The organism is Paenibacillus sp. FSL L8-0641, from assembly GCF_038006265.1.
Lineage (GTDB): Bacteria > Bacillota > Bacilli > Paenibacillales > Paenibacillaceae > Paenibacillus > Paenibacillus polymyxa_D.
The window spans coordinates 3091291-3115763 of the sequence record NZ_JBBOUW010000001.1 but is presented as its reverse complement, the minus strand read 5'-3'; the positions used below and the strand labels follow the sequence as shown (position 1 = coordinate 3115763).

Below are 24473 nucleotides of genomic sequence, written 5' to 3'. Positions count from 1 at the left end.
GATGTACAATCGTGGAATTCGTGGCGCGACGACCGTAGCGAATAATGAAGAAAATGAAATTTTGGAAGCAACAAGCCAACTACTGGAGGAAATTGTATCCTACAATGAAATTCAGCCAGAGGATATTAGTAACGTATGGATTACGGTGACTCATGATCTGGATACTGCCTTTCCAGCCAAGGCCATTCGTCAGCTTGATGGCTGGGATATGGTTCCGCTCATGTGTGCATTAGAAGTTCCTGTGGCAGGTAGTTTGCCCAAGTGCATCCGTCTGATGGTACAGGTGAACACTGATAAATCCCAGCGGGAAATTAAACATGTATATTTGAACGGAGCGCAGGCCTTAAGACCGGATCTAGCTTCCCAAGGGAAATAAGTGCCTGTTTTTTAAGTTGATGGTTGCCAAAGTAACATCCCATGAGATATAGTGTGTGTAGCAGAGTTAAGTAGAGTAGAGTTAGCCAGAGACAGAGTTGAGATGAGAAGAGTGCAGCCTTAGCCAATTCCATATGAGATTACAGAGATCGGCGGTAGCGGGTAAGCTTTTGTCTATGAAGAGATATTCTTCTACAGAGAAGCTTATTTGAGGCAACCTGCGCGGTTAAACCAAAGGGATGAGTGTATACTTATCAATTTGCTGTAGTCATTTTACATATGGAGCATTCTTATAATTTCAATAACTGACAGCCTCTACCTTACCGGTAGAGGCTTTTTTACGATTATAGAATTTATAAAATTTTCAGCGGAGCTGAACAATTCTATAATCGCAAGAAAAACTTCCGCTACACGCGGTCTGGCCTCCGTGAAGGTACGTCGATAGACGTTTTTCTTATATTCTCTCCTTTGGTTCTGCGCCAATTTGGAAAGGAAGTGATCTCATGTTAACGCCGCATGTGGAGCAAGTGATAACGATGGCGAGTGAATTTAACCTGATTCCTGTGTACAAAAAAGTGCTGGCTGATATGGAGACGCCGATTCGGATTTTCCGTCGGTATGCCGAGCGGGACCGTGCCTTTCTGCTAGAGAGTGTAGAGGGAGGCGAACAGTGGGCGCGACATTCATTCATCGGTACAGACCCGTTTCTAATGGTCTCGGGTAAAAAAGGACGTTTAATATTGGAACAACACGGTAAACGACAAATATTAAACGACAAGCCGATTGAAGCGCTCAAAGCATTGCTTCGTAAATACCGCAGTCCGAAACTGAAAGAAATGCCTCCATTTACAGGCGGGGCTATCGGATTTTTTGGATATGACCTGCTTCAATACTATGAAAAGCTGCCAGAGCACTCGGTAGATGATTTGAATATGGATGATATTCGTTTTATGTTCTGCGATCAAGTCATTGTCTTTGATCATGTGAAACAGCAAATTTTGCTGGTCGGCAATGTCCATATAGGCGAAGGGTTCCGTGATGAGGACATTCGTGCTGCTTATGCTGATGTAGAACGCAAGTTGGAGGAAACGGCACAGTATCTGCGCAAGCAGCCTCAGCCTGAGCGATTAGGATCGGCTTCCATTCCTGATGATGTGGAACTAGGTGAGATCCAATCCAATATGACGAAGGAACAATTTATTTCAAACGTAGAGCAGGCGAAGGAGTATATCCGCTCCGGTGATATTTTTCAGGTTGTACTATCCCAGCGTTTTCACATTGATACAGAGGCCTCTCCTTTACAGGTATACCGCGTGCTGCGCACGATGAACCCGTCGCCATATATGTATTATTTGAAAATGGATGACGAGATCATCGTAGGCACTTCGCCTGAGGCACTCGTCAAGGTGGAAAACGGCCGGGTAGAAACCCGTCCTATTGCAGGAACGAGACCGCGTGGGGTAACGGAGACAGAAGATGCGGCACTTGCTGAAGAACTGTTAAACGATGAAAAAGAGCGTGCAGAACATCTGATGCTGGTCGATTTGGGAAGAAATGATTTGGGCCGTGTATCACAGTTTGGGACAGTCAAATGTGATACGTTTATGGAAATTGAACGCTATTCTCATGTCATGCACATTGTATCCAATGTGTCAGGTGAGCTACGTGAGGACAAAGATTTCTTCGATGCTTTCCTGTCTTGTCTGCCAGCTGGCACCGTATCAGGGGCACCAAAGCTGCGGGCCATGGAGATTATTGCTGAGTTGGAGCGGGAAGCACGTGGACCCTATGCAGGGGCAATTGGATATTTGGGCTTCTCGGGCAATATGGACGCTTGCATTACGATTCGCACGATTGTGTTTAAAAAGAACCGGGCCTATGTCCAGGCAGGCGCTGGAATTGTGTGGGACTCAGTTCCGGAAAGCGAGTATCAGGAGACGGTGAACAAAGCAAAGGCATTGCTGAAGGCAATCCGCACGGCAGAAGTGATGTTCCCGGCAACGACACAGCCCTATAACAGCGTCATCAACCAGGATTATTTGTACACTCCGTAACACGTAAAAATCTGATTTTGAGGAGGAGACGACAATGGAACGACATGACATGATGCAAGTGGGGTTAAGCCGGATCATGGAGGGACAGCATCTTTCGCGTACGGAGGCCCGGAGCGTAATGGAACAGATTATGAGTGGAAGTGCTACACAGGCGCAAATTGGCGGGCTGCTGACGGCTCTTCGCCTCAAAGGGGAAACGGTAGATGAAATCACTGGTTTTGCCGAGGCTATGCGTAGCTACGCTAGTCCAGTGCAAGCTGAAGAAGGCAGCGGTCGTCTGCTGGACACATGTGGAACCGGAGGTTCGGGTATTCACAAGTTTAATATTTCCACGGTATCTGCGATCATCGCAGCTTCGATGTCTGTACGGGTAGCAAAGCATGGCAATCGTTCTGCAAGTGGCCGTGCCGGGAGCGCTGATGTCCTGGAGGCATTGGGAGTCAATATTCATTTGACGAGTGATCAGGCTAGGTCATGTCTGGACCGAATCGGCATCTGCTTTTTATTCGCACAGCTGTATCATCCGTCTATGAAGCATGCCGCCGCGCCGCGCCGCGAACTGGGTGTGCGGACGGTATTCAATATGCTGGGTCCATTGACGAATCCGGCTGGTGCGGATCGGCAGTTGTTGGGCATTTATGACGCCAGCAAAACGGAAGTCATTGCCGAGGTATTGAACCAGCTCGGCTCCAAACGGGCCATGGTTGTCAGTAGTCTGGATGGACTAGATGAAATTAGCATTTCAGCTGCGACACGAGTATCCGAGCTAAGGGACGGCAAGGTTCACACGTTCGAGCTTCATCCGTCGGATTTGGGCTTGCAGACGCATTCTCTTGATCAGGTACTGGGCGGTGACGCACAGGTTAACGCAGATATCATACGACGAATTTTAAACGGAGAGCATGGAGCTTATCGGGATGTTGTGTTAGCGAATGCAGGAGCGTGCATTTATGTATCAGGCACAGCAGCTACCTTGACGGACGGAGTAGCACGAGCGGCCGAAGCCATTGACTCTGGACGGGCACTTTCCAAGCTGGACCAATTAATACAGGCAACGGGGGAATATCAATATGTATCTTGATAAAATTGTGGTGACGAAGCGACAAGAAGTGGAGCAGCTTAAGGAGCATTTTCAAATAAGTAAAGCTGAACGATTAATTGCTGATTTACCTGCGACGAGAGGATTCGAAAATGCGATCGCGAGCGGACGCAACCGTCCGCTCGGACTGATTGCTGAGGTGAAGAAGGCTTCCCCATCCAAAGGGCTGATTCGACCGGATTTCCATCCGGTGGACATTGCACGTGCATATGAGGGAGCAGGAGCGGATTGCATTTCTGTACTGACAGATGTGACGTATTTTCAGGGAAGTCCTGAATATTTACAGCAGATTCGCGATCAGGTGAAGATTCCGCTGTTGCGAAAGGATTTTATCATTGATGAACGGCAAATATATGAAGCTCGTTTGCTGGGAGCGGATGCGGTGCTGTTGATTGCCGCTATACTGGAACCGCGTGTATTAGGGTCCTTTTTACAAATCGCCAAGAACCTTGGGCTGGACGCATTGGTAGAGGTGCATGACAGTGAGGAGCTTAAAGCGGTACTGGAGCTGGGGACAGCAACCTTGATTGGCGTAAATAACCGAAATCTGCGAACATTCGAGACTCGTCTCCAGACGACGGAGGAGCTGATCTCACTAATTCCTAAAGGGATTACGTTCATCAGTGAGAGCGGAATTGCTGGACCGGAAGATGTAAAGTATCTGCATTCGGTGGGTGCACACGGCATCCTGGTAGGGGAGCATCTGATGCGCAAGGAAGATGTGGGACAGGCTGTAACCGAATTGATGGACGGGATTAAAGTATGAACAAAACGGGCGTAAAAATTTGTGGACTTCAAAGCGTTGAAGTGCTAAAATCTATGGTAAACTTACCGGTCGATTATATAGGTTTTGTGTTTGCCGACAGCAAGCGCCGGATTGACGGCGTACAGGCTGGAGAGCTGCTTCGCGTATTGGATGAATGGACCTCAGGCAGCAGACCGCGCAGCGTGGGCGTATTTGTGAACCCTGGTGATGCACTGTTAAATGATGTGATGGAGAAAGCACCCTTGGATGTCATACAGCTGCATGGACAGGAGAGTCCAGAGCGCTGTCGGGAAATCAGGGAGTATTTTGGTATACAGGTATTCAAGGCATGGTCTGTGGACAGTCAAGGACAGAGAGAACGCTTGGCGGACGAATTGGCTGCCTATGTCGGAACAATTGATGCTTTACTGCTCGATACATACGATCCCCTGTATGGTGGCGGTTCTGGAAAAACGTTTGCGTGGGATCGAATTCCTGCCTATCAGGCTTGGACCCATCAACATGGAATTCCTTTGTTTGTAGCCGGCGGGCTGACTGCCGATAATGCGGAAAAGCTGGTTCATGAGTATCATCCCGAAGGGCTGGATGTATCCAGCGGTGTAGAGACGAACGGAGTCAAGGACATTGCAAAAATCACAGCATTCGTAGAAAGGGTGAAGCAGGCATGACACAATTACCTGATAACAACGGACGTTTTGGAACATTTGGAGGACGTTTTGTACCGGAAACGTTGATGAACGCACTGATTGAATTGGAGGAATCCTACCGTAAGTACGCGGATGATCCCGAGTTTAAAGCAGAGTTGAACGGGCTCCTAAAGGACTATTCTGGTCGGGAAACCCCGCTTTATCATGCGGAGCGTCTGAGCCAGCATTTGGGCGGGGCTAAAATTTACCTGAAGCGCGAAGATTTAAATCATACCGGTGCTCACAAAATCAATAATGCATTAGCTCAGGGATTGCTGGCGAAGCGTATGGGTAAACAGAAGGTTATTGCTGAAACAGGCGCAGGACAGCATGGTGTCGCGACAGCAACTGTGGCTGCGTTGCTCGGATTGGAATGCAAGGTGTTTATGGGCGAAGAGGATACTGTGCGCCAGCAGTTGAACGTCTTTCGGATGCAGCTTTTGGGTGCAGAGGTCATTCCAGTGACATCGGGTACACGTACACTTAAGGATGCTGGTAATGAAGCCTTGCGTTACTGGGTCAGCCATGTCCATGATACGTTTTATATTTTGGGTTCAGCTGTCGGCCCGCATCCATATCCAATGATGGTGCGGGACTTCCAACGTGTGATTGGTGATGAAACGCGTCGCCAGATCCTAGAGAAGGAAGGCAGATTGCCGGATGTCATCGTGGCAGCGATCGGTGGCGGAAGCAATGCCATCGGCATGTTTTATCCTTTTATTGAGGATCAGGGTGTCGCTTTGATTGGCGTGGAGGCCGCTGGAAAAGGTGTCGAAACAGAATTCCATGCAGCTACGATGACCAAGGGAACACAAGGGGTCTTCCAAGGCTCTATGAGTTATCTGCTTCAGGATGAGTACGGACAAGTGCAACCTGCGCATTCCATCTCGGCTGGACTGGATTATCCAGGTGTTGGACCGGAGCATTCATACCTGAAAGATATTGAGCGGGCCAAATATGTTCCGATCACGGATCAGGAAGCGCTGGATGCGCTTCAGCTCCTCTGCCGTACCGAAGGAATACTTCCTGCATTAGAGTCGGCACATGCAGTTGCGCAGGTTGTCAAGCTGGCACCCACGTTGACGGCGGATGATATTATCGTTATTTGTTTGTCTGGACGCGGGGATAAAGATGTGGACTCCATTATCAAGTATTTGGGAGGAAATCCGTCATGAATTTAATTGATCAGGCGTTTGATCGCCTTAAAAATGAAGGCAAAACGGCATTAATTCCTTTTCTGACGGTAGGCGACCCGGATGTGGATACGACGATAGAGATCATTCGGCAGTTAGAGTCGGCCGGAGCTGACATATTGGAACTGGGTGTACCCTATTCCGACCCGCTGGCTGATGGACCTGTAATTCAGCGCGCGTCTGAGCGTGCACTGAAACGGCAAATTTCCATCCGCACGTGCATGGAGACAGCTTCTCTGGCTAGGGCGGCAGGTTCAAACCTGCCTTTTATTCTGTTCACGTATTATAACCCTGTATTACAGATGGGGATGGATGCTTTCTTTGCAGGCTTGCAGGAGCACGGTATCAGCGGTCTTATTATTCCGGACCTTCCGCTTGAGGAAGCGGAGGAGCTGGGAGGACGGGCAGCAGAGGTGGGTGTGCATCTGATTCCTCTGGTGGCTCCAACGTCTGAACAGCGGATCGAGCGAATTGTCCGTCAGGCCCGTGGATTTGTATACTGTGTATCCTCGCTGGGTGTAACTGGGGAAAGAGCTTCCTTTTTTGAAGGTATAGAGGGCTTTATCGCGCAGGTCAAACGGCATACGGATATTCCGGTAGCGGTCGGCTTCGGGATTTCTACTCAAGAACAGGTAGCCCGGTTTTCAAACATTTGTGATGGAGTTGTAGTCGGCAGTGCTATTGTACGTCAGGTAGAGGAGGCCATTCCGCTACTGAATGATTCTGCACGCAGGCAAGAAGGTCTTTTGCAAATTCATAATTTTGTGGCACAATTAAAGCAATAATGGGTGTCAAAATATAAAGTAGTAAATATAGTTCTGATTGGATAGAGGAGGTAGGGGCATGCAACCTAAACCGCATATTGTACATTTGCCAGTATATCAGCCCGGTAAACCGATTGAAGACGTAAAACGTGAGCTGGGACTCGATGAAGTCATCAAGCTCGCCTCGAATGAGAATCCGTATGGTAGCTCTCCTAAAGTATTGCAGGCTATTCAGCAGGAGTTTGCTAACATTAGTGTGTATCCTGATGGAAGTGCGGTAGCTTTGACACAGGCACTAGCTAAACGGACGGGTTTAAAAGAGGAACAGTTTATCTATGGCTGTGGCTCTGACGAAATTATTGCGTTGATTACGCGTGCTTTCCTCCTTCCTGGAGAAGAAAGCATCATGGCCGATCAGACATTTTCCGTGTATAAAAGTAACGTGGAAATTGAGGGAGCGGTTGCAGTTGAGGTGCCTTTGCGTGATGGTGTACATGATTTGGATGCTATGCTGTCCCACATCAATGACCGTACAAAAATTATTTGGATCTGTAATCCAAATAACCCGACGGGCACGATTGTACCCGAAGCGGAGCTGATTGCGTTTTTGAACCAAGTACCAAAGCATATCATGGTTGTGCTGGATGAAGCCTACGCCGAGTTTGTGACGGACCGCTCGTATCCCGACGGCATTCGTCTGTTGGCAGCGTATGAAAACCTGGTTGTACTGCGCACTTTCTCCAAAATCTATGGCCTAGCTTCGCTGCGCATCGGGTATGGTATGGGAACCGAGTCAACCATTCGCTTGATAAATCAGGTTCGTGAACCGTTTAATACTTCACGGGTAGCGCAGGCTGCAGCGATTGCTGCCTTGGAAGATCAGGAATTTGTTCAAGAATGTCGGGATCGTAATGCAGAGGGCAGAGCTTATTTGCAAAATGAGCTCAAGCGTCTGGGACTGGAGTCTTTCCCGGCACATGGTAATTTTATTATGCTGGATGTACGTCGTCCATCCGGTGAAGTATTCCAGGAGTTGCTTCGTAAAGGTGTGATTATTCGCGCAGGTCATCACAAATATCCGACATATATTAGGGTGTCGGTTGGATCACAGCCGCAAAATGAGTTGTTTATTCGTGCGCTGGAACAGGTCCTGGGGGCGGAAGCGGCGAAAGTACGCCTATAATTTCCGCAGATGGGATTTGATAATTGATGAAGATTGCCATTTTCGGCGTGGGACTGATTGGTGGGTCTCTTGCACTTTGTTTTAAAGGGAAGCCAGATATTTCGGTTGTCGGCCATGCCCATCTCCCTGAACTGATGGAACCGATGTTAAGCCGTGGTGTCGTGGACACCGCGACTCTTTCGGTTGAAGAAGCGGCAGAGGATGCCGATTTTATTTTTTTATGCGTACCTGTGGGCTTATTGGAGTATTATCTCGAACTGTTAAGCAGGCTACCGCTTAAAGCGGGTTGTATTATCACTGATGTAGGCAGCACGAAATCAGCAATTGCCAAAAAAGCATCAGAAATTTCTTTGCGCAATGCTTACTTTATCGGTGGTCATCCGATGGCCGGTTCGGAGCGTTCCGGTGTAAAGGCTGCTTCCGCGTTGCTGTTTGAAAATGCATATTATGTGCTTTCCCCGGCAGAGGGTGTGCCTGAGGAAGCATACTGCTCGCTGGAACGTTTATTAAAATATACTAATGCTCATGTTGTGCGTGTCGAACCAGCTATGCACGATGACATTGTCGGTGCGATTAGCCATCTTCCGCACATTATTGCAGCAGCGCTGGTGAATCAGGTGCGAAAGCACAATGATGAAAATCCGTTGTACCGTACATTGGCTGCCGGTGGGTTCCGTGATATTACACGGATAGCCTCTAGTGATCCGGTTGTGTGGCGGGACATCTTACTGAGCAATCGTGAAGTTTTACTAGGTCTGTTGGAAGAATGGAACGGACAGATTGAGCGTTTTACCCATTTACTGAGAATACAAGACGGTGAGGGAATCGCTGACGAGTTTTTAACAGCTGGGCACTTCCGCAGTGAACTGCCAGAGCGTCGTAAAGGAGTCATCGTCTCCACGTTTGATCTGTATATTGATGTACCGGATACCCCAGGGATTATCGGGCGAATTGCTATGGAACTGGGGAATCACAGCATTAATCTGAGCAATATGCAAATCATTGAAAGCCGGGAGGATGTCCCAGGTATCATGCGGCTTTCCTTCCGTCAAGAGCAGGATTGGGAGCGTGCCAAGACACTGCTGGATTCGATGGGCTATAAAGTGGTGGTATAAAGGGTGAAGAAAGTATGAGTGTTCGTTAAAGGAGGGACTGCGCTCCGCGATTCATTTGATCTTACGATCGCTGTTGTCTGCGGATTTTCTGAATATATGTACAAAGGGGAAAATCCCGCAGGCAAAGGCGAGCGCTCCGCTTCTCCAGATTCAAATGAACCTCTACGCTATGGACCGCCTTAAAAGCACCACACTTTCTGGGAGTGAAGTAGTAAGAAAAGATCTAAAGCGGGTGAAGGTTCTCTTCGCTCGCTTTTTTGTTACTTGAAGAGGTAGTGGAGCTACGCGTTATTTTGTAATTACTATCTTTCTATACAAACCGTTGAACATTATAGGTGCATCCTCTTTGATCCGCAGTTTTGTTTTTTGGGTTTCAAACAGTTCTTCAAAATTCAACCCTATATCGGTTCCTAACACCTTAATAACGGGCCTTATCGTTTTTTTGAATAATGAGGGCTTTTTTCCTTTAGGAGAAAACTTATCGAAAATAATAATTTCCCCGTCTTTTTTCAAAACCCGCACCATCTCATCGAAGCATTTATTTGCGTTAGGTACTACTGAGAGAATTAAACTTCCTACTACTATATCAAATTGCTCATCCATAAAATTCATTTGTTGAGCATCCATTTCCAAGAATTTTATGGATGTTTTGGCAAATTTATCTTTTGCTTTGTTAAGCATTTCAGGTGAATAATCTATGGCAGTAATATCCAGCCCGTAGTGATTTATTAATTCTAAATCTGCTCCAGTTCCTACACCTACAAAAAGTATTTTTTGCTCGCTATTAAATGACTTTTCTTGAAATATGATCTTTCTAGAATTGAGGAAGCTACCTGAATTGAAAAAGTTATCATAAATTGGAGACCAAATCTTATATACAGCCTTGTTCCACTTATTATTCATTTCCTGCCCCCTATCTATTGAAAAAATTAATTATATAATAATGTGTTTTAATAGGACAACCAAATAATTGGTGAAATATTGATGTATTTTATCAACCCACATATGGGGTAGGTGAGTAAGGTAAAGAGGAGTATTGGAAAACAAAAAAAAGACCACCCGGGTAAAGCCCCGGGTGGTAGCTACTTTTAGTGAAGTAGCTGAGTAGGATAGGAGTGGAGAGAAACCATACTGTACTTTTATTATATGTATACGTTTTCATTTTGTCAATATTTTTTTAAAGCGTTTTCTTTTTTTGTGTAATTATCCTTATTGGTTTATTTGATGGCACGCTTTCAGTAGGTTTGTCATTTAATCTTGAAAAAATTTAAAATCCATTGAAAAGCTGTATAAATGAATTAGTTGCCAGCGTTAGGGAGGCATTGATGGAAATCGTGGGGATTTTGGACTTTTTTACTGGCGGTCATTTTGTGGTACAATGGGTAAGTCCATTTTGGACGTTGAATATTGTTGGGGATAGCACCGTTAATGTTGGCACTACATAGGGTAAGAAAATAACAAATGTTCCATGATGCTGTTTCATCCATTTGCGCAGAGGGCGCAACTTTTTTTGACCTGTTCGGTATATATAGACAGAATCGAACGGGAAAACAGCACATGTATGGGCGAGGAGGGTCTCACTCGGATGATGACAGATTCCCAGATGATTCAGGAAATCAAACAAGGTAATGTTGAGGTTTATTCAGAATTAATGAGGCGTCACCAACGTAAAATTTTAGCTTTTGTTTATCATATGCTGAAAAGTTCGAACCTGGAAATGATTGCTGAGGACTTATGCTCGGAGACGTTTTACAAAGCGTATCGGAGCCTGCACTCTTTTCGCGAGGTAGACGCATCGTTCTCCACTTGGTTATATACAATTGCACGCAATACGGTGCTAAGTGAGCTTCGCAAGCACCGTAGCGGTCAGGTTCCATTGGAGGAGAGCGGTTATGTACCGGTAGCTCCATCGGATGTAATTCCGGAGCAGGCTGTCCTTCGCGGTGAGAAGGTAGAGATGGTTCGTGAAGCGATCAATAGATTGCCTGAGAAGCAGCGATCTGCGCTGATTTTGCGTGAATATGAGCAATTAGATTATCAGGAGATTGCGACTATTTTAGGACAGACCGTCAGTGCGGTGAAGTCGTTGCTTTTCCGGGCAAGAACCAGTGTGAAGACGCAGTTGGAGCCTTATTTTTTTGAGCCTCTCTATGAGGAAAACGAAGGGATGAGCAGCCAATGAAATCCAGGGACACTGAGGATTTGTTCGCTACAGGCAAAAATGTATCGAAACAAGACTCGGAGCGCAGACGGGCCAAAAGCTCGTCTGCTGGGTGGGAACATGGTTCGGAAGAAAAAGAGTGGGATTTGTCAAAAGAAAATCGATCCGCTATTCGTGATATTTCCTTTGAAATAACAGATGATAAGCTAGAGGCCATGAATCGCAGAGTCATGGATCGAATTTATGAAGAATCACCGTGGCTTGTTCCGGGTGAGCATCGACGTGCGCGTGTGAACCCAGCAGCCCGTAAGTATATGTCTGTATGGATCGCTGGCTTCTTGGCCGTATTTTTATGCAGCTTTTTGTTTTTGAACTGGAATGGAAGCTCCTCTAAGGAAAATCCCCCTCAAGCAGCTCCTGTCATGGATACGGGTATTTTACCGACAGGCCTGTTGGAAACTACAAGTACATCTCCACAATATCAATACCACATTAAAGATGTGAATAGTGGCATTATGGACCCGCTGGTTGCTAGCATTGTTCCTACTTATCCGCAATACTGGATGCTGTTGTCTGTACTGGCACTTGCGCTTGCTTTATTTTCTCTGGGCTGGATCCATCGGACGAGAAGGGTCAGAAGTTAGCAGGACAGCTGGACTCCAATATGAATTCATAACAATGCCTGAATAACAAAACAGCGGAGGAAAAGACACGATGCTTATTGGCTTGATCAGACATGGATTGACGGATTGGAATGCGGTAGGGAAAATCCAGGGCCACAGTGATATTCCGTTAAATGAGGAAGGACGCCAGCAGGCACGCTTGCTTGCAGAACGATTAAAGAGAGAGTCTTATCATTGGGACGGGCTTATTACAAGTAGTCTCTCCAGAGCGAAAGAGACCGGGGAGATTATTGCTTCTGCTCTGCATCTTCCGTTGCTAGAATCTGATGATCGACTAAGAGAACGTGCTTATGGTCAGGTCGAGGGCATGACACAGGCCGAGCGTGAAGAGAAGTGGGGAGTCGACTGGCATCTGCTGGATCTAGGGCAGGAAAGCGATGCGGATCTTCAGCTTCGCGGGCTAGGTTTTATGGAGGCCATTTGGACGGAAAATCGGGACAAGAATCTGCTGGTCGTTTCCCACGGCGGTTTTTTGGCTAATTTGTATAAGGCTCTGTATCAGGAAAAATTCACGGAACGAATCGGCAATTTGTCACTTAGTATACTTCAGCGTGAGGATATGGATTGGGCACCACTTTTGTATAATTGCACGAAGCATTTGCAAGAGAAAAGTGACTGTAACTCAAAAAGTTAGTAAAAGACCACGGCTTCTACTCATCGTAGAAGTCGTGGTCTTTTTTGTTTTTTAATTATACCTTTGCAAAAAAAGAGGTTTAGAGTTTGAACAATCCGTCAAAGCTGTGGGTACAACAGGTAAGAATCAATTCCGGATGACAGTCCAGTGACGAGGCGATGGAACAATGAATCTGGCGGATATGCTGACATTTGCGGATATTGTGCATTTGAACAGAATCGCGGTGTATTACGATTGTGACTGTAAACCTAATTCCAAGCATGAGTTGATCCAGGGGATTTTGACGAAGCTCGGCAGCAGTAGTTTTTTTGAGGCGCAGGTCAAGGAGCTGAGGTTGTCAGAGGTAAGGTTTTTGAACGCACTGCTGTTCGATGACCGACCGTATTTCAGCATGGAGGAATTGATTGCAATAGCCAAACAGTCTGTTGAGGAGGACGAAAATCCTGGTGAGCGGCCAAGAGATATTGTGACCCGTCTGCGTTCTAGTGGCTGGTTGTTCAACGGTTCGACGCACAACACGAGGTATTTGTTCCAAATTCCGTTGGATATGAAGGAGCGCTTTCGACGTGTTATGGTACATGACTTCCAAAGCGGAATGACACGGGTAAGCGAACCGTCATCGTACCGGGATGAAGGGCATCTACTGGCAGAGGATTTACGGCTTTTCCTTCAATACATGGGGCAGCATGAGGTTCCGCTAAATCCCGAGGGGGCTTGGTACCGTCGCAATCAGCAGCAGCTGATGGAGCATTTGCACATTGCGGAGCCGCTTTTGGGTAAGGGAGGATGGCGTTTCGGGTATGGTTCCTCTTTTAAGTTTTATCCAGACCGAATGGCCCTACTGTATGATTATGCCCGACACTCCAAGTACATCGAGGAGAAAGGGGACCAGGTTGTGCTGACGGCAAAGGGGGAAGCACATCAGGAGCATACAATTGAGGAAGAAATGATACAGCTATTCAGGTTTTGGTTAAGACTGTATAAAGGAGCCGTTCCTAATTTGCTTTCTCTAGTCTACTGGATTGGAGAATGTGCCAGACCGTGGACGTCCTCAGAGTCGCTTTTTGTACATATCGGCCCACTGATTCGACCGTTTTACTATGATACGCCCCGTTCGGTCTTTGATCAGAGAATTATACGAATGATGCTTCACTTGGGTATGCTTCGTCAGGGTGAACATCCGACGGGACCCTCTGTACAGATGACGGCCTGGGGGCTGAAGTTGGCGGGAGAGTGCCGCATTGGGCGGAACGACTCGGGTATACGGCTCCATTGACAAGCAACACACATGTTGATAGAATTTCACCCAAAAAGAGAGGGTGAAGTTGATGCTGATTCACTATACCGGAAACATGCCACAGCTCCATTCATCTGTCTATGTGGCAGAAGGAGCAAAAATTGTCGGAAAAGTAACGATCGGCCAAGATTCCTCTGTATGGTTTAATGCCGTACTGCGCGGAGATATGGCGCCTATCATCATCGGTGAACGCTGCAATATTCAGGACGGTGTCGTGGGACATGTGAACACGGATCAGCCCCTGTTGCTGGCGGATGACATTTCGATAGGTCATGCTGCAATAATCCACGGTTGTACGGTAGGCAAAGGCACTTTAATCGGTATGGGGGCCATTGTACTCAACGGAGCGGAGCTTGGTGAATATGCTTTAATAGGAGCAGGGTCGGTCGTTACGGAAAATACCAAAATACCACCCTATACTCTTTCTCTCGGTACACCTGCCAAAGTGGTGCGCGAATTGACAGATGCAGATTTGCAGCGGATGTCACGAACGGCACTCAGCTATGTGGCGAAAGGAAAAGAATATAGGATCTCTTAAACTCATGTTGGAGGTGCATCCTATGGATAAAATGAAGGTTACTTATGAAGTAATGTTGGGCCTGTCTGCTGAAATGGTTTTGGACGAGGCATTACGTAAACACCGGAGTGAAAAACTCTACAAGGATATTGATGAGGCGCTGGCCTCCGGAGATGAAGTAGCTTTTCGTCATCTTACGGATGAGCTGAAAGCAATGAGTTAGAATAATCTTAGGAACCCTAAGTTGGATTTCAGACCAATTGTTAGTTCGAGATCATAATCATCAAACCTGACTGTAGCGGCGGTCAGGTTTTTTTGATACGCTTGGATATGATATAGTCTTTGTAGGATGGGCCTGTACAAGGCAACCGTCGTATGAACGGAGGATGAAGGGCGTGTCGTTATCTTATTTGTGGAGCCGGTCGTTCTTGACGAGCCGGCCTTTTTTATGGCTGCTGTTCTGGTGTAATCTGGTAGGAACAGTGTGTGGGTACATATGGTATGGGGGGCAGTTGGAATATACTCTAAATTATCATCCGATGTGGCAGATTGTATTTGTGCCTGATAGTCCGACGGCGAGTCTGTTTTTTACGATCTCTATAGCATTTTTGCTCTATTCTCCGCGTCTCAAGAGCTTGAAGGTCATTCGACAGATCATGGAGGCGTTGGCTGTTGTCACGAGTGTAAAATATGGCATATGGGCTTCAGCTATTATTTTTTGGGGAGTTGCGCAGGGCGGACATATGATATGGCAGGATTGGATGCTGGTGGCATCTCACACGGCAATGGCGGTCGAAGCGTTACTGTTCGTGCGTTTTTTCACCTGCAAATGGGCTGCTTTATGCCTAGCCGCACTCTGGACATTGTTAAATGATACGATGGATTATACATTTGGTATATATCCGTATCTTCCAAAGACGCTAATGGATAATGTACCGCAAGTGCGTGCGTTTACCTATATGCTAACCCTTGTCAGTATCGTAGCAGCATGGCTTGCCATGTTTGCGCGCAATCGAATGAGAGTAGAAGTGAAGAAATAGAAAGGAATCCGTGATGATCATAAAATAAGAAAGAGCTTTAATCATTTAGCTACACAAAGTTTTGGTTTTGATTTTGAAGAAAGTTCTAGTCCCGGTAACCTTGCCATACAGTAAGGTGAGGAGGGATGTCCCATGATTAGGGGTCAGACGTTTCAAATTACGATACGTATTGTTTCGAGTGTTGTATTATCTATGGTCCTGATGCTGTCCGTCTGCGTCCCTCCAGGTGTGGCAGAAGCGCGTGATCAATCAAAACCCATAGGAAATACAAAAGAAATTGAGGAATTGGATCATGCAGCTGCGATACTGTACCGGGATGTGATGGACGGGAACATTGAAAAAGCGCGCGCGGATGTAGCCGAGGTGAGTCGATGGTTTGGCACCGGACAGGTGCAGGCAGCGTTATCTGTAGAGGCCATTCATGCTTTGTCCGGCAGCATCCTTGAGGTGCAGCAAGCTACACAGTCCGTCCAAGTATCACCAGATGAGTGGGTGAAGGCTGCGGCCAATTTACGACTTGCGACAGATGCGCTTGCACATCCGCGTCAGCCCTTATGGCAGCAGTATTATAAGATTTTAAAAGAAGATGTTAGCGGTTTGAACAGCCAGTTTGCTAAAGGTAACATGAAGGGTTTCAAAGCTGGAGCCGCAGTGCTGGAGGACCATTATGAGACGATTCGTACGGCAGCATTGATACATGGCAGAACAAGTGAGGTTGTCCGGGCTGATTCATGGATTTCCTACGTCAAAGGATTGGGGGATCAGCAATACGCAGATGCCTCAGCGATTAGAGGGGCGTTGGATCAGGGAAATCCGACGTTTAATGCCTTGTTTGGACGTGAAAAAGACGCCACTGCACTGGCGCCATTTATCCCGCGTGAAAGTGAGCGCCGGGCAGAATTGGCAATCGGCATGATTGTTCTGCTGGCGCTGGTCTATGCAGGTTATCGTAAATATCGAGCTGGTTTCTCTGGATAACGATGCAAATTCGAACATTCGCGTCGTTGGCTGCTGAGCCATCCATATATGTTAGCCCATCGCCCGGATTTCCGGGCTATTCCTCTTTGAACCCCTCTCCATGTACATCATGCACATCCTGTATGATAATAAACGCCCGTGGATCAACCGATTTAACAATTTGGTGCAAACGTCGTATTTCCTGACGAGGCACGACACAATAGGCAACATGCTTGGCCTGCTTGGAAAATGCACCTACAGCCGGAATAATAGTAACTCCGCGATCCATGTCTCTAATAATAATATCCGCAATGTCCATCGTGTGGTCGCTGATAATCATAAAGGCTCTGGCGGAATAGGCGCCTTCTTGTATAAAATCAATAATCTTGGACGCGATGAACACGGCGACTAATGTATATAGAATTTTTTCTTTTGGTATGTAAAGTAGTGAAGCACCGATAATGACGATATCAATGACCAGCATAATCCTTCCCATACTCCAGCCAAACTTCCGGTTTAGAATACGAGCGATTATATCCGAGCCGCCCGTGGTGCCGCCAAAGCGGAACACAATACCTAATCCGGCCCCAAGCGTAACCCCCGCATATAATGAAGAAAGTATAAAATCGTGTTCAGTTTGAAATGTTCCCATCCATCCGAGATGAATCATTTTTTCATACAACCACAGAAAAAAAGTGAGCGACCCAATACCTACCCCTGTATATAGAATTTGCTTGCCCCCAAGCATTTTCCATCCAATTAAAAATAAAGGAATGTTCAGAAGCAATGTGGAGAGAGAGGGTGAAATCGAAAAAGCATAATTGAGCAGCAGGGTGATCCCAGTAATACCACCTTCCATCAGTTTACTGGGTATAATAAAATAAAGCAGACCGAATGCATAGATGGCGGTTCCGAGCACAATGGGTAAAATCATTTTAAGCTGTTCCATGGACTTGGATATCTTCATATAATCCCTCGCAGTAGCAGTTTAAGGAAGAACGACTTCATGCTGATTTTGCTAATCGCAGCTCCTTATATGTAGTATACCTTTTTACGGTAGCTTTAAAAGACTGATGACAGTAAGTTGGGGTCATAAGTTCACAATTAAAAAAAATTTGTTTTAAAATGTGCTTTACGATAACATATGAATAAACCTGCACATGGGGGGATTGCGTGTTTCATGGAAAAATCATTAGATGAAATTCAACGTGAGGTAGACCAGTATATATCTCAATTTAAGGAAGGGTATTTTAGCCCTTTAGCGATGTTGGCCCGGATGTCTGAGGAAGTCGGGGAACTGGCGAGGGAAGTCAATCACTCCTTTGGCGAGAAACCGAAAAAAACGGATGAGGCGGACAATTCCATTGAGCTGGAGCTGGGGGACATTTTGTTCATCACCATCTGCTTTGCGAACTCGCTAGGTATAAATTTGACCGAGGCACATGATAAGGTTATGCATAAATTTAACACACGTGATGCGAATCGTTGGACCAAAAAGGACACCGATTAGGCGCTTTGTACATATGCTGTACCAAACCGGTTACCCGGAGGTGCAGTGTCATGAAGGCGGAGGAATACGTTCAGAAAGCTTATCAGTGCATTTTGCAGAACGATTTTGAGCAGGCCGTGGAATGGTTTGAAAAAGCAATTTCAGCTCAGCCTGATCATGCGGAGCATTATTTCCGGTGCTCGGTTACCTATGCTCGTAGTGGTCGTTTGGAGCAGGCTCTCGCATATGCAGAGCATGCGGTTCGTCTCGCTCCACAGCAGGATGAATATGTTCTCCATCTACATGCGCAGGAAGCCAGGCAGCATACGGAGAAGGCCAGAAAAATGCTGGATGTCGACAGAGCTACGCCGCAGGTGCGTCAGGATGCGATCTTGTTACTGGAACGAGCAATAGCCCTCGATCCGTTATGTGGGGATGCTTTTTTGCTGCTCGCATTGATTTATGACGAAATGAATGAGTATAAGCTGGCTGTGCAGGCTGCTCGTGAGGCGGCTGCACTGTTTCCTCACAATGTGCAGCTTGCCAACCTCATGAAGAAGTTATGCCAGCAGATGAATGAACAGATCTAGCACAAATGGATGCATAAGGAGTTGTAGGGATATGTCAGAACCAATAAAAGTGGCTGTTGTAGGAGCAGCAGGGCGTATGGGCCGTGAAGTTGTCAAATTGGTTCTTCAAGATGAGGAACTACAGCTTGTGGCCGCAGTGAACAGAACACATGCCGGCAGTGATGCCGGCCTTCTCGTCGGACTACCGGAAGCGGGTATCGCTATTGTGGAGGATGTGGAGCAGGCATTACTGGATAGCCGAGCGGATGTCATGGTCGATTTTACGGGGCCGCGTTTTGCATATGCACATACAGAGCTTGCTATCAAGCATGGAGTTCGTCCGGTTATCGGAACAACAGGGTTTACTCCCGAACAGATTGATGAACTGGACAAGCAGTGTCGTGAGCAGCAAATTGGTGGTCTGATCGCGCCAAACTTTTCAATTGGCGTCATTTTGATGATGCGGTTTGCGGCTCAGGCAGCGAAATACTTCCCACATCTGGAAATTATCGAATATCATGGTGACCAAAAATTGGACGCGCCATCGGGCACAGCCATTAAGACCGCAGAGCTAATCGCCGAACAGCGTGAAGAGCTGCGACAGGGTAACCCGGAAGAGGAAGAAACGTTAGAAGGATCACGGGGAGGTTACTATCAAGGGTTTCGTGTCCACAGTGTCCGTCTTCCCGGTGTGTTCGCACAGCAAGAAGTGATATTCGGAGGGTTTGGACAATCTCTGAAGATTCGTCAGGATTCTTATGAACGGGCGGGCTATATGCCGGGTGTTAAAATCGGTATTCAGAAGGTCATGGAGCAGCCAGGGCTTGTATATGGATTTGAGCATTACATCGATTAAGAATACGCGAATGATTGGACGAATGAAATTATAGAATGAGGCAGGAGGAACTTCGAATGTTAAAGATTGCATTTATAGCGCATGACCGAAAAAAGGATGAAATGGTAAATTTCATAACGGCCTATGAGCATGTTTTTACAGATCACAAGTTATTTTCAACAGGTACAACAGGTCTGCGCATTATGGAGCAAACCAAGCTTGAAATTCACCGTTTCATGTCCGGGCCGCTTGGAGGAGATCAGCAAATCGGGGCCATGGTTGCGCAAAATGACATGGACTTGATTATATTCTTGCGTGATCCGCTCATGGCACAACCGCATGAGCCGGACATTAGTGCCTTGTTACGTTTGTGTGACGTGCAGGGGATTCCTTTGGCAACAAACGTTGCAACTGCTGAAATACTGGTGAAAGCGCTGGACCGAGGCGATTTTGCTTGGCGTGAGCTGGTACATAAATATAAACCGGGCATTGACCAGCAGGGTGATATATAATGACGCTGGACATCCTGATTTTCGGAGCTCATGCTGACGATGCAGAAATAGGAATGGGAGGCACGATTGCCAAGCATACAGCCGCTGGTTTAAAGGTGGGCGTGTGCGATTTGACGCGGGCTGAAATGTCATCCAATGGTGATGTGGATACTCGTATGTCAGAAGCTGAACATGCTTCGAAAGTGCTCGGGCTTGCTGTGCGGACGAATTTGGGTCTGCCTGATCGTGGATTATATGTAACTCCTGAACATGTAGCTGCAGTTACAGCAGAAATCAGGCGCCATGCACCGAAAGTCGTATTCGCTCCTTATTGGGAGGATCGGCATCCAGACCATGTCATGTGTAGCAAGTTGGTGGAGGAAGCGGTATTTAACGCGAAGTTGCGACGTTTTATGCCAGAAAATCCTGCGGTACAGGTAGAGCAATTATATTTTTATTTTATCAATGATATTGGCAGAACGGATTTGATTGTGGATATCACCGAGCATTATGAAGTCAAGGAACAGTCATTATTGAGTTATGCTTCGCAATTTCAGGCAGCGCCTGGAAAGGATACAGTATCCACTCCATTAAATCAGGGATATGTGGAACGCGTAAAAGCTCGCGACTCGTTGTTGGGTCAGCGCAAATTGATTTCGTATGCGGAAGGCTTTGCGTCCAAAACGCCATATCTGGTTAAGCTATTCACATAAGAATTCTATACTTGAGCATTTTGCAGAGTGTTAAAATAAATCGGCAGAAAAGTTATCACTGGTGAGCGGAAGGAGGCAGCTAGCTTGAATGACAAACTGAAAATTGGGATTACCTGTTATCCGTCGCTGGGTGGTTCCGGCGTAGTGGCTACTGAGCTGGGCAAGTTGCTGGCAGAAAAAGGGCACGAGGTTCATTTTATTGCCAATAGCATTCCGTTCAGATTAGGCGGGACGTTTCAGAAAAATATTTTTTATCATGAGGTTGAAATTAACGATTATTACGTGTTTAGATATCCGCCCTATGATTTGTCACTGGCGACCAAAATGGCCCAAGTCGCACAAATGAAGAATTTGGATGTACTCCATGTTCATTATGCGGTACCACATGCAGTATGCGCTTACTTGGCGAAGGAAATGGTGGGTGATCATCTGAAGGTGGTAACCACCCTGCACGGTACGGACATTACAGTGTTGGCACAGGATGAGTCGTTGAAGGACCTGATTCGGCTGGCTATTAACAAAAGTGACGCTGTGACGGCGGTTTCCAAAGATTTGATTCGGGAGACGATAGATGCGCTGGAAATTACACGGCCTATTGATTTAACCTATAATTTTGTAGATAAACGGGTATATTATCCACGAGATGCCGCTGCGCTTAGAAGAGACTTTGCCCAACCGCATGAAAAAATAATGATGCATATTTCCAATTTCCGTCCTGTCAAAAGGGTGGGCGATGTGTTGGATATATTTGAAAGAGTGCAACGAAAAGTGCCTGCGAAGCTGCTGCTGGTGGGGGAAGGACCGGATCTACCAAAAATCCGTTGCAAAATTGAGGATTTAGGACTTCAAGACAAGGTCTTCTTTTTAGGTAAGCAGGATCAGATCGCAGAAGTGATTTCTATGGCGGATGTGCTGCTGCTTCCCTCGGAAAAAGAAAGTTTTGGTTTGGTTGCGCTGGAAGCAATGGCCTGTGGAGTGCCGACAATCGGTTCTCAGGCCGGAGGAGTTCCTGAACTCGTTGTGCATGGAAGTACGGGGTATCTTGCTGAAATTGGTAATACTGAGGCGATGGCTGATTATGCAGTTGAGCTGTTGTCCGATGAAGCGATGGCGGAACGTTTCCGTGAAGCGTGTCTGACCCGCGCCCGTACCGTTTTTTGTGATGAGCTGATTACCCGTCAATATGAAGAAATCTATTACCGTGTGTTGGGACGCGAGGTGCCGGATCTTAAACCGATCAGCGTTTAAGGGGGCGGACTCGCGTCCGTTTTTTATATTGAATACTTGCAAAGGGGGAAACCCTATGAATACAAATACTTGGCAATGCGCTGACCAAGAGATGGCACTTCATGGCAGAGAGGTCATACATACACTAACAGCAGCAGGCCACGAAGCTTACTGGGTTGGCGGCTGTGTGCGGGATGAGCTATTAGGACGAGCAATTCATGATATGGATCTGACCACTTCGGCTGAGCCTGAACAGGTCTTAGCGCTATTCCCTCATGTTATTCCGACAGGAATCCAGCATGGGACGGTAACGGTTATGCAGGGTGGCCATGCGTTCGAGGTGACCACTTTTCGTACAGAAAGCGGTTATGCTGATCACCGCCGTCCAACGGAAGTTGCCTTCGTGAAGGATATCCGTGAGGATCTGATGCGACGGGATTTTACTATGAATGCGATTGCGATGGCAGAACACGGAGAGCGGGTGGACCCGTTTGGGGGAGAAGCCGATTTGCGAGCTGCTCTCGTTCGTTGTGTGGGACGAGCTGAGGAACGCTTTGAGGAGGACGGGCTGCGAATGCTGCGTTGCATCCGTTTTGCCTCTGTATTTCGGTTCCGGGTGGCCTACAATACCTGGAAAGGTATGATCCGTCGCAGAGAGGGACTTCGATATATAGCCATGGAACGGGTACGAGTCGAGTTAGAAAAGATGCTAGCGGGGCCTGACCCATTACGTGGATTGGAGATGCTGGGACGTAGCGGATTGCTTGGCTGTACGAAGGTTCCGGTTCCCTGGGAACAATGTGACGCACAGGCGCTCAAGGAGATCGTGCAGCTGCCAGCAGAGCTACGGTGGGGTTTGCTCCTTATGTCTTGTAGACTTAGCTCCGAGGCAGCGGACGAGCTATTAAGAGCTTGGACCTTCTCCAACGCCGTACGTTTGCGTTTGGTTCATTTATTGGAATGGGAGACCGAGCTCATCAGCCATGCTGTTGCCATAGCTGACAACTCTGTTTCGAGAGATTCTGACCCTATCAACGACGAGGTACTGCGTCGTAACTGGATTCGATTGTTAATTAAGCTGGGAAAGGATACAGCTTCAGACTGGCTGGAGCTTCACAAGACACTGCCTTCTTCGTTCCGTGGATTACCGCCGTGGGTAGAAAAGCATGTGAAGAAGATTGCCGAACTGGCAAACTCGTGGACACAGCAGGCTGTCGTCGTTCGTATCAAAGATTTAAATATTACTGGAAATGAACTGGTTCAGGCAATGAATCGACCAGGTGGACCTTGGCTGGGGCAGATGATGGAACGGCTTTTACAAGCGGTCGCTTGCGGAGATATCCCGAATGAAACAGAAACATTGCTTCAGGAAGTGAAACGGGTGATGAGTAGTGAATAATCATGATAGACTGTTAGGCATACTGGAGGAAGGTTCATCCGATTACGTATCTGGTGAGGAGATTAGCCGACGCCTCTCCGTTAGTCGCACAGCAATATGGAAGCAAATCAACAAACTGCGTGAGCTGGGTTATAATATCGATGCCTCTTCGCGCCGGGGCTATCGGTTGATATCTCGGCCTGACCGATTGGAAGTATCCAAACTGGCAGATCTATTAACTACACAATCGTTTGGCCAGCGTATCATAGTGCTGGATTCGACGGTATCCACTCAGCAGGATGCTATGCGTTTAGCAGAAGAGGATGCGCCGGAGGGAACGGTAGTGCTGGCAGAAGAACAGACGGCGGGTCGGGGACGTCAGGGACGTAAATGGTATTCCCCTCGCGGCAAAGGGATATGGATGAGCATTGTATTGCGCCCCACCCAGCCCTTAGCTTTTACCCCCCAGCTAACGCTACTTACAGGTGTAGCAGTGTGTAGAGCCATTCGTCGGCTGACGGGTGTGGAGGCAGGAATCAAATGGCCAAACGATCTGTTGATTCATGGTCGCAAAGTATCCGGTATTCTGTTGGAATCTGCAACAGAGGATCAACGGGTCCGCTACTGTATTGCAGGGGTCGGCATTGACGTAAATTTAAATAAAGAAGATTACCCGGAAGAGCTATCCCATGTAGGGACATCCTTGAAAATAGAAGCAGGGCTTGAAATTGACCGTACTGCACTGATTGCTGCAGTTCTGGAAGAAATGGAGCTGCTAAGTAAGTTGTATGCCGAGCAGGGGTTCCAGCCCATAGCCATGCTGTGGGAGGCGTTATCCGTGACGATGAACCGCAGCGTTCGGGCACATACGGGACAAGGGATAGCGGTAGAAGGTACAGCGGTGGGCTTGGACCCTTCAGGGGCACTAGTGATAGAAACGAACCAGGGTGAGCGGATTCAGGTTATTTCAGGGGATATACAATTGTAGAAGCGACCCTAGCTGAGTATACGACCACAATCTTTCTGTTTCCTGTGTGAAACTTCACGTGAAAAAGCTGATGTTTTTTGTTATACTGTGCAGGAGGCGGCATCGGACGGTCCGAGCTGCACTCCAAGGGCACATTGCTCTACTTTAGCAAGTTTGTAAGACCATCATAACTTCATTTGAAGGTTACGTTGGATTCTGCTCTGAGCCGAACAGGACCGAGACAGAAGGGACGATCTCAAAATGAGTGTCTTTTTTGGCT

Annotated in this window: 27 protein-coding genes; 25 read left to right on the top strand and 2 right to left on the bottom strand. The window is 47.1% G+C overall.

Going from position 1 to position 24473, the window contains the following annotated elements:
• The first annotated feature begins 1 nt into the window (after window position 1).
• From aroH to MKY16_RS13825, 9 genes are all read left to right on the top strand, one after another.
• The gene (gene aroH, locus MKY16_RS13865) at window positions 2–376 is read left to right on the top strand and encodes a chorismate mutase (RefSeq protein ID WP_029517339.1); all 375 of its coding nucleotides are present in this window, start codon (window positions 2–4) and stop codon (window positions 374–376) included.
• A 502-nt stretch (window positions 377–878) separates the two neighbouring features.
• The gene (gene trpE / locus MKY16_RS13860) at window positions 879–2429 is read left to right on the top strand and encodes an anthranilate synthase component I (RefSeq protein ID WP_340955767.1); all 1551 of its coding nucleotides are present in this window, start codon (window positions 879–881) and stop codon (window positions 2427–2429) included.
• 34 nt (window positions 2430–2463) lie between these two features.
• The gene (gene trpD / locus MKY16_RS13855) at window positions 2464–3510 is read left to right on the top strand and encodes an anthranilate phosphoribosyltransferase (RefSeq protein WP_069012428.1); all 1047 of its coding nucleotides are present in this window, start codon (window positions 2464–2466) and stop codon (window positions 3508–3510) included.
• Window positions 3500–4294: an indole-3-glycerol phosphate synthase TrpC gene (trpC, locus tag MKY16_RS13850; protein WP_029517342.1), complete on the top strand. Its 795-nt coding sequence runs from the start codon at window positions 3500–3502 to the stop codon at window positions 4292–4294. Before trpD ends, trpC begins: the two co-directional genes overlap by 11 nt.
• Window positions 4291–4962 (top strand): phosphoribosylanthranilate isomerase, encoded by a 672-nt coding sequence (locus MKY16_RS13845; RefSeq protein ID WP_340955766.1) that lies wholly within the window; start codon window positions 4291–4293, stop codon window positions 4960–4962. Before trpC ends, MKY16_RS13845 begins: the two co-directional genes overlap by 4 nt.
• Entirely contained in the window at window positions 4959–6155 is a 1197-nt protein-coding gene (trpB, locus tag MKY16_RS13840) for a tryptophan synthase subunit beta (RefSeq protein ID WP_013310713.1), read from the top strand. Before MKY16_RS13845 ends, trpB begins: the two co-directional genes overlap by 4 nt.
• Window positions 6152–6958: a tryptophan synthase subunit alpha gene (gene trpA, locus MKY16_RS13835; RefSeq protein ID WP_340932488.1), complete on the top strand. Its 807-nt coding sequence runs from the start codon at window positions 6152–6154 to the stop codon at window positions 6956–6958. Before trpB ends, trpA begins: the two co-directional genes overlap by 4 nt.
• A 58-nt stretch (window positions 6959–7016) precedes the next feature.
• Window positions 7017–8120 carry a histidinol-phosphate transaminase gene (hisC, locus tag MKY16_RS13830; protein ID WP_340955765.1) on the top strand — a complete coding sequence of 368 codons (1104 nt, stop codon included), beginning with the start codon at window positions 7017–7019 and terminating at the stop codon, window positions 8118–8120.
• A 26-nt stretch (window positions 8121–8146) separates the two neighbouring features.
• Entirely contained in the window at window positions 8147–9235 is a 1089-nt protein-coding gene (locus MKY16_RS13825; protein WP_069012433.1) for a prephenate dehydrogenase, read from the top strand.
• A 288-nt stretch (window positions 9236–9523) separates the two neighbouring features.
• Here MKY16_RS13825 and MKY16_RS13820 read toward each other — a convergent pair whose 3' ends face one another.
• Window positions 9524–10138, bottom strand: a complete 615-nt coding sequence (locus MKY16_RS13820; protein ID WP_340955763.1) for a class I SAM-dependent methyltransferase — start codon at window positions 10136–10138, stop codon at window positions 9524–9526.
• A 682-nt stretch (window positions 10139–10820) separates the two neighbouring features.
• Between MKY16_RS13820 and MKY16_RS13815 the strand changes: the two genes are divergently transcribed.
• From MKY16_RS13815 to MKY16_RS13780, 8 genes are all read left to right on the top strand, one after another.
• Complete coding sequence (locus MKY16_RS13815) at window positions 10821–11417, top strand: RNA polymerase sigma factor (protein ID WP_013310707.1); 597 nt, start codon at window positions 10821–10823, stop codon at window positions 11415–11417.
• On the top strand, window positions 11414–12040 hold the full coding sequence (locus MKY16_RS13810; protein ID WP_029517350.1) for a hypothetical protein: 627 nt from the start codon (window positions 11414–11416) through the stop codon (window positions 12038–12040). The genes MKY16_RS13815 and MKY16_RS13810 overlap by 4 nt, the downstream gene beginning before the upstream one ends.
• 70 nt (window positions 12041–12110) lie before the next feature.
• On the top strand, window positions 12111–12713 hold the full coding sequence (locus MKY16_RS13805) for a histidine phosphatase family protein (RefSeq protein WP_029517351.1): 603 nt from the start codon (window positions 12111–12113) through the stop codon (window positions 12711–12713).
• 166 nt (window positions 12714–12879) lie between these two features.
• The gene (locus MKY16_RS13800) at window positions 12880–13989 is read left to right on the top strand and encodes a hypothetical protein (RefSeq protein ID WP_069012435.1); all 1110 of its coding nucleotides are present in this window, start codon (window positions 12880–12882) and stop codon (window positions 13987–13989) included.
• A gap of 52 nt (window positions 13990–14041) precedes the next feature.
• Window positions 14042–14548 carry a gamma carbonic anhydrase family protein gene (locus MKY16_RS13795; RefSeq protein WP_039271101.1) on the top strand — a complete coding sequence of 169 codons (507 nt, stop codon included), beginning with the start codon at window positions 14042–14044 and terminating at the stop codon, window positions 14546–14548.
• A 22-nt stretch (window positions 14549–14570) separates the two neighbouring features.
• Window positions 14571–14750, top strand: coding sequence for an IDEAL domain-containing protein (locus tag MKY16_RS13790; RefSeq protein ID WP_013371655.1), 180 nt, complete (start codon window positions 14571–14573; stop codon window positions 14748–14750).
• 172 nt (window positions 14751–14922) lie between these two features.
• Window positions 14923–15567, top strand: a complete 645-nt coding sequence (locus tag MKY16_RS13785; protein ID WP_209947374.1) for a DUF1405 domain-containing protein — start codon at window positions 14923–14925, stop codon at window positions 15565–15567.
• Window positions 15568–15699: 132 nt separating this feature from the next.
• Window positions 15700–16545, top strand: a complete 846-nt coding sequence (locus MKY16_RS13780; RefSeq protein WP_039271103.1) for a sporulation protein YpjB — start codon at window positions 15700–15702, stop codon at window positions 16543–16545.
• 76 nt (window positions 16546–16621) lie between these two features.
• On the opposite strand, the gene MKY16_RS13775 is transcribed toward MKY16_RS13780, so the two are convergent.
• Window positions 16622–17491: a YitT family protein gene (locus tag MKY16_RS13775; RefSeq protein WP_029517356.1), complete on the bottom strand. Its 870-nt coding sequence runs from the start codon at window positions 17489–17491 to the stop codon at window positions 16622–16624.
• Window positions 17492–17704: 213 nt separating this feature from the next.
• Here MKY16_RS13775 and MKY16_RS13770 point away from each other — a divergent pair, with 213 nt between their 5' ends.
• The 8 genes from MKY16_RS13770 (at window position 17705) to MKY16_RS13735 (ending at window position 24214) form a co-directional block, all read left to right on the top strand.
• Window positions 17705–18034, top strand: coding sequence for a nucleotide pyrophosphohydrolase (locus tag MKY16_RS13770; RefSeq protein WP_029517357.1), 330 nt, complete (start codon window positions 17705–17707; stop codon window positions 18032–18034).
• Window positions 18035–18084: 50 nt separating this feature from the next.
• Window positions 18085–18603 carry a tetratricopeptide repeat protein gene (locus MKY16_RS13765; protein ID WP_029517358.1) on the top strand — a complete coding sequence of 173 codons (519 nt, stop codon included), beginning with the start codon at window positions 18085–18087 and terminating at the stop codon, window positions 18601–18603.
• A 31-nt stretch (window positions 18604–18634) separates the two neighbouring features.
• Window positions 18635–19438, top strand: a complete 804-nt coding sequence (gene dapB, locus MKY16_RS13760; RefSeq protein WP_029517359.1) for a 4-hydroxy-tetrahydrodipicolinate reductase — start codon at window positions 18635–18637, stop codon at window positions 19436–19438.
• 56 nt (window positions 19439–19494) lie between these two features.
• Window positions 19495–19929: a methylglyoxal synthase gene (gene mgsA / locus MKY16_RS13755; RefSeq protein ID WP_029517360.1), complete on the top strand. Its 435-nt coding sequence runs from the start codon at window positions 19495–19497 to the stop codon at window positions 19927–19929.
• A complete protein-coding gene (gene bshB1 / locus MKY16_RS13750) occupies window positions 19929–20621 on the top strand; it encodes a bacillithiol biosynthesis deacetylase BshB1 (protein WP_029517361.1) in 693 nt (230 codons plus the stop codon). Before mgsA ends, bshB1 begins: the two co-directional genes overlap by 1 nt.
• An 84-nt stretch (window positions 20622–20705) precedes the next feature.
• Window positions 20706–21869: an N-acetyl-alpha-D-glucosaminyl L-malate synthase BshA gene (bshA, locus tag MKY16_RS13745; protein WP_029517362.1), complete on the top strand. Its 1164-nt coding sequence runs from the start codon at window positions 20706–20708 to the stop codon at window positions 21867–21869.
• A gap of 55 nt (window positions 21870–21924) precedes the next feature.
• Complete coding sequence (locus tag MKY16_RS13740) at window positions 21925–23247, top strand: CCA tRNA nucleotidyltransferase (protein WP_340932481.1); 1323 nt, start codon at window positions 21925–21927, stop codon at window positions 23245–23247.
• A complete protein-coding gene (locus MKY16_RS13735) occupies window positions 23240–24214 on the top strand; it encodes a biotin--[acetyl-CoA-carboxylase] ligase (protein WP_029517364.1) in 975 nt (324 codons plus the stop codon). Before MKY16_RS13740 ends, MKY16_RS13735 begins: the two co-directional genes overlap by 8 nt.
• Window positions 24215–24473 lie beyond the last annotated feature (259 nt).